Here is a 5,565-nt window from a genome sequence, read left to right on the forward strand (position 1 = left end):
GACGCCTGACCTCCGCGACGTGTGGGTCCTGGACGGCGGCGCCATCGAGGAGATCACGGCCCGCGGGGCCGAGGTCAGCGACTCCGACGTCGAGTCGCGCCGCGCCGCCATCACGAGCGAGACACTCGCGACCCTGATCTACACGTCCGGCACGACCGGACGCCCCAAGGGTTGCGAGCTCACGCACGGCAACTTCCGCTACGAGCTGGGCGCCGCGATCCCCGAGCTGCCCGAGCTGTTCGAGCGCGACGGCGCATCGACGCTGCTGTTCCTCCCGCTCGCACACGTCTTCGCCCGCATCATCCAGGTCGGCGCGATCCGTTCGGGCGCCAAGCTGGGCCACACCGCGGACGTCAAGGACCTGGTGACCCACCTCGGGTCCTACCAGCCGACATTCGTCCTGGCGGTCCCCCGGGTGTTCGAGAAGGTCTTCAACACCGCGAGCAGCAAGGCGTACGCCGACGGCAAGGGCAGGATCTTCGACCGCGCCGCGCAGACCGCGATCGCCTACAGCAAGGCCCTCGACGGCGGGAAGCCCGGACTCGCGCTTCGCACGCGTCACGCGCTGTTCGACCGGCTGGTCTACGGCCGGCTCCGCGACGCCCTCGGAGGCCAGGCCGAGTGGGCGATCTCGGGCGGCGCACCGCTCGGCGACCGCCTCGCGCACTTCTATCGCGGCATCGGCGTCACGGTCCTCGAGGGCTATGGCCTGACCGAGACGACCGCCGCGCTGTGTGTCAACACGCCGGGCGATCAGCGCATCGGCACGGTCGGCCGTCCCCTGCCGGGCACCGAGGTCCGCGTGGGCCCCGACGGCGAGCTCAGCTTCCGCGGCCCGCAGGTCTTCACCGGCTACTGGCACAACGCGGAGGCCACCGCGGAGTCGCTCGACGCCGACGGCTGGTTTGCGACCGGCGACCTCGGTGAGGTCGACGACGACGGCTACGTACGCATCACCGGGCGCAAGAAGGAGATCATCGTGACGGCGGGCGGCAAGAACGTCGCGCCGGCCGCGCTCGAGGACCGGGTGCGTGCCAATCCGTACGTCAGCCAGTGCCTCGTGGTCGGCGACGGCAAGCCGTTCGTCGCGGCGCTGGTCACGATCGACGCGGAGGCCTGGACCGGCGACCTCGACGACCCCGCGCTCCGGACCGAGGTCCAGAAGGCGATCGACGACGCCAACTCACAGGTCTCGCAGGCCGAGTCGATCCGCAAGTTCCTGATCCTGCCGGAGGACTGGACCGAGGACAACGGCTACCTGACGCCGTCGTTCAAGGTCAAGCGCAACGCCGTGCTGCGCGACTTTCACGACACGGTCGAGGCACTCTTCGCGAGGTAGGCGCGCCACTCGGCTGTCAGCTCGGCAACGGTGAGCCCGAACGATGTCGCCAGGGCGCTGTCGAGCGGGGTGTCGGCCATGACCGCCTCGTAGAAGTCCACCACGCGTGCGTCCCCGTACCGCTCCCCCAGCATCCGGAAGATCATCCACGCGGACTCGTAGACGGCACCGAGGCCGTGGCCCTCGGCGTCGAAGTCCGCCGCCGTGGGCAGGCGGGTCGGCGCCCGGCCGGCCCTGACCTCGGCGAGGATCTGTCCGGCGCTGACCGCGAGTGCGGCCGAGTCGTCATGCAGGGCGACGAAGTCGGCGAATCCCTCGACGACCCAGCTCTCGGCCCGCGTGCCGACCGCATCGGTGAGCAGGTGCGTCGCCTCGTGCGTCAGGACGACCTGGGCGGCTCGGCGGTCCATCGTCGAGAACACGGTGGGGTTGAGCACGATGACGGTGTCGGCGGAGGTGCCGCCCCGCCCGTCCAGCCGGGTCGTCACGGCGGCGATCTGGCGCACCTGTTCGAGCGGCTGCCCCACGAGTCGCGCCATCTGGGTCTGCGTGTGCGGCGAGACGACCGTGACATCGCCCTTGGTGCCGGGCACGACCCGCGCGACTGCCGCCCGCGCCGCTGTCGCCATGGTCTCGACCGGCAGCGCCTCGTCGCCGCCGTCGACCCGGATGACGACCGAGCCGGAGCTGCGTTCGACCGCGACGTCACCGGCCAGCCAGATCGGCAGGGCGCCCTCGCGTGGCGCCGCGGCGATCACCGAGAACCCGCCGTCGGCCTGCGGGGCGACCCGGAAGACCACCGACGACGTGTGCACCGTGGTGTCGCTCAGGCCGATCTCGTCGCCGGCCCGCCAGCTGACGTCGACCGTCGCCTGCGCGGACCCGTCGGCGCGGTCGGCCACGTCGCCGCCGCTGACGTACCGGAGCTCGACCGCCTGGGCGCCGAGCGCCTCACGGGCCCGCCACGCCTGCCGGGCGAATGCCTTGGCGTCCCGCGACGTTCCGGCGGTGGCGACGAACTCCGCCTCCGTGCCGGCCTCGCTCAGCGCACGGAACTGCGCCGTGAGCTGCGAGGGTGCGTCGGCAGGGATGCCGACGACCGCGTCGTCGGACTCCTGCCACGGGCGCTGCCAGACGAGCAGTGCCACACCCAGCGCGATCAGGACTAGGACTGCGACCGCGTTGGGCCCCAGTCTTCGGCCTGGGTCAGCCAACCCGCCCGCCGACGCTGAAGCCGCTGAGGGTCGTGATCTCCACGCTCTTGCCGGGGCGCGGTGCGTGCACGACCTTGCCACCGCCGAGGTACATGCCGTCGTGCGACATGTCGCCGTATGCGACGAGGTCGCCAGGCTGCAAGGCATCCATCGGGACGCGAGTGGTGGCGGACATCTGCGCTCCGACCACGCGCGGGAGCGAGACGCCTGCTGCGGCCCACGCCTTCATCATGAGTCCTGAGCAGTCCCAGCCGTCGGGGCCGGTGCCGCCGTAGACGTACGGGTCACCGAGCTGCCCGAGCGCGAAGTCGATCGCAACCTTGGCGCGGCCCGAGGCATCGACCTCTGGCATGTCGGTGTTGCTGGTGTTGAACTTGGCCTGCTCGGCGGCCGTGAGGCGTGCGAGCTCAGCCTTGGCGTCGGCGTAGTGCTTGCGGATCTTGTCGCGCTTGGCGTCGGCGTCCTTCTGGGCCGCTGCGAGCTCGGCCTTGCGGTCCTGGAGCTGCGCCCTGCGGTTCTTGAGCTCCCTGCTCGTCTGACCGAACTTCTCGAGTGCTTCGGCCCGCGTGCTGTTGAGCGCCTGTACGGCGCCGAGGCCGGCGATGAACTCGTCGGGGTCACTGCTGCTGAGCAGGTTGACGCTCGGCCCGAGGGGCGCGTCCATCTGCTGCTGGGCGATCGCGTCGCCGAGCTCCGCCTTCTGGCGGTTGTACTCGGCGAGGTCGCGGTTGATGTCACCGGTGAGGTCGTCGATCTCGGCCTGCGTCGCCTTGGCCTCGACCTCGAGCTGGTTGACCTGCTCGTTCATGGCCTCGGCCTTGTGGAACGCGGCTTCGACGTCCGCGGGCGTGACAGCTGGATCTGCTCCGGCTGACGGGAGGGCGAAGAGCCCACCGATCAGAGCGAGTGCCGCAGCGGCGGCGAATCCTTGACGACGTGTTCGGGTAGCGGGCAAGCGCACGCAGTACTCCTATGGTGCCTCGACGCCTACCGGGTGAGCTGACGGGTTCGGGCCAAGGTCTGCCCTACAGTCCGCGCCAATCCTTTGACAGATCAGCGCGATCCGATTCACCCCACACACATGGGTCCCCGGTTCGCCTCAGACATCTTCCCCATGACTGTGGCAATTCGGCGGTGTGCCCGACGCCGCCCGGGGGGGACGGCGTTCACCGGTCACACAAGCCCCCACTGTAGGGGGAGGTCAAGGTCAGATCAACTTCAACTACCGTTCACACGGCTTGTGTCTCGGGGCCGGTGACGGGAGTCACCAGGCGCAGCGGTGGCGTCAGACCGGCATCGGCGAGCACACCGAGCGCGGCCATCTCCTCGGCATCGATCTCGATTCCGGCGGGTGGAGCGCCGAGCAGGACCGTCACGATGCAGTCGCCGCACGCGCTGGGACTGCGTACGAGACACCGGTCGCAATCGACGACCACGGAGTCGGTGGGGGAATTCTCGGTCATGGCTGCACCTCCTGCTTGCCAGCTTGCCCCGTCATTCGGGGTCAGCTACGACGCTAGGAGCCGGCTCGGACAAAAACGCCGCGCGTTGCAGGTTCCACGACTCTGTCCGTACGCCCACCTACGGTGAACCACATGGCGGTAGTTCAGGGATCGTTCGACGAGCTCGGCCGTGCCCTGTCCGACACGACGTTCTGCGTCGTCGACCTCGAGACCACCGGCGGCTCGGCCGCCAAGGGCTCCAAGATCACCGAGTTCGGTGCGGTCAAGATCCGCGGCGGCGAGGTGGTCGGCGAGTTCCAGACCCTGGTCAACCCCGACGAGACCATCCCGGCCTACATCACGGTGCTGACCGGCATCACCAACCAGATGGTCATCGACGCTCCGCGCATCGCGGAGGTCCTGCCGAGCTTCCTCGAGTTCGCCCGTGGCAGCGTGCTGGTGGCACACAATGCGCCGTTCGACGTCGGATTCCTCAAGCACTTCAGTCGTGAGCTGGGCATCCCGTGGCCGGGCTTCGAGACGCTCGACACCGCGACGCTCGCCCGGCGTGTCCTGACGCGCGAGGAAGTGCCCAACTGCAAGCTCGCGACCCTGGCGGCGAAGTTCTCCGCCTCGACGACGCCCAACCACCGCGCGCTGTCGGATGCCCGGGCGACGGTCGACGTCCTGCATGCCCTGTTCGAGCGCCTCGGACCTCTCGGGGTCACGACGCTCGAGGAGGTGTCGACCTACACCGCCAAGGTCAAGCCCGAGCAGCGGCGCAAGCGCCACCTCGCCGAGCACCTGCCGGAGGCCCCGGGCGTCTACCTCTTCCGCGACGCGCGCGACGCGATCCTCTATGTCGGCACCTCCCGCAACCTGCGGGCGCGCACCCGGTCCTACTTCACCAAGGCCGAGACCCGCACTCGCATGGGCGAGATGGTCATGCTGGCCCAACGCATCGAGGGCATCGTCTGCGCCACGGCCCTGGAGGCGCAGGTACGCGAGCTGCGCCTGATCGGCAAGCATCGCCCGCCCTACAACCGCCGATCGCGGTTTCCCGACCGGCTGAGCTGGCTCAAGCTGACCCGCGAGCCGTGGCCGCGACTGTCGATCGTCCGCAAGATCCTCGACGACGACGCCGACTACATCGGCCCGTTCCGCGGCCGCGCGGCCGCTGAAGGGGCACTCACGGCGCTGCACGACTCGTTCCGCATCCGCCAGTGCACGACCAAGCTCGCCAAGAAGTCGCGCATCTCACCGTGTGCCCTCGCCGAGATGGGCCACTGCCTGTCCCCGTGCGACGGATCGACGGACGTCGAGACCTACGCAGCCGAGGTCTCCCACGTACGCAAGGCCATGACGGGCGATCCCGAGGAGCTCGTCACGGCCATCCGTGCTCGCATGCTCGACCTCGCCCGCAATGAACGGTTCGAGGACGCCGCGATCTGGCGCGACCGCCTCACGGGCTTCCTCCGTGCCGTCGCCCGCACGCAGCGACTCCGTGAGCTGACCGGCACCGACGAGCTCGTCGCGGCGGCGCCACACCCCGAGGGCTGGGAGATCCACG

The 5,565-nt window shown here is 69.8% G+C and carries 5 protein-coding genes and 1 riboswitch; of the genes, 2 read left to right on the forward strand and 3 right to left on the reverse strand.

The annotated features are described in order from the left end of the window. Positions 1–1,339: AMP-dependent synthetase/ligase (locus V6M46_RS05280; protein WP_332662732.1), on the forward strand; the 1,339-nt coding region annotated here is incomplete at its 5' end. Here the strand turns inward: V6M46_RS05280 and V6M46_RS05285 are convergent. The 3 genes from V6M46_RS05285 to V6M46_RS05295 all read right to left on the reverse strand — a co-directional run bounded on the left by V6M46_RS05285 (position 1,306) and on the right by V6M46_RS05295 (position 4,016). Beyond that, on the reverse strand, positions 1,306–2,487 hold the full coding sequence (locus V6M46_RS05285; protein WP_332662733.1) for a basic secretory protein-like protein: 1,182 nt from the start codon (positions 2,485–2,487) through the stop codon (positions 1,306–1,308). The genes V6M46_RS05280 and V6M46_RS05285 overlap by 34 nt on opposite strands. 58 nt (positions 2,488–2,545) lie before the next feature. Further along, positions 2,546–3,514 carry a C40 family peptidase gene (locus V6M46_RS05290; RefSeq protein ID WP_332662734.1) on the reverse strand — a complete coding sequence of 323 codons (969 nt, stop codon included), beginning with the start codon at positions 3,512–3,514 and terminating at the stop codon, positions 2,546–2,548. 8 nt (positions 3,515–3,522) lie between these two features. Next, a riboswitch (cyclic di-AMP (ydaO/yuaA leader) is annotated at positions 3,523–3,697 on the reverse strand. Positions 3,698–3,782: 85 nt separating this feature from the next. Then, complete coding sequence (locus V6M46_RS05295; protein WP_332662735.1) at positions 3,783–4,016, reverse strand: hypothetical protein; 234 nt, start codon at positions 4,014–4,016, stop codon at positions 3,783–3,785. A gap of 132 nt (positions 4,017–4,148) precedes the next feature. On the opposite strand from V6M46_RS05295, the gene V6M46_RS05300 reads away from it, so the two are divergent. Further along, the coding region (locus V6M46_RS05300; protein WP_332662736.1) for a DEDD exonuclease domain-containing protein at positions 4,149–5,565 on the forward strand (1,417 nt) is incomplete at its 3' end.

This window comes from Aeromicrobium sp. (assembly GCF_036676885.1).
In the GTDB taxonomy this organism is placed as follows: Bacteria; Actinomycetota; Actinomycetes; order Propionibacteriales; family Nocardioidaceae; genus Aeromicrobium.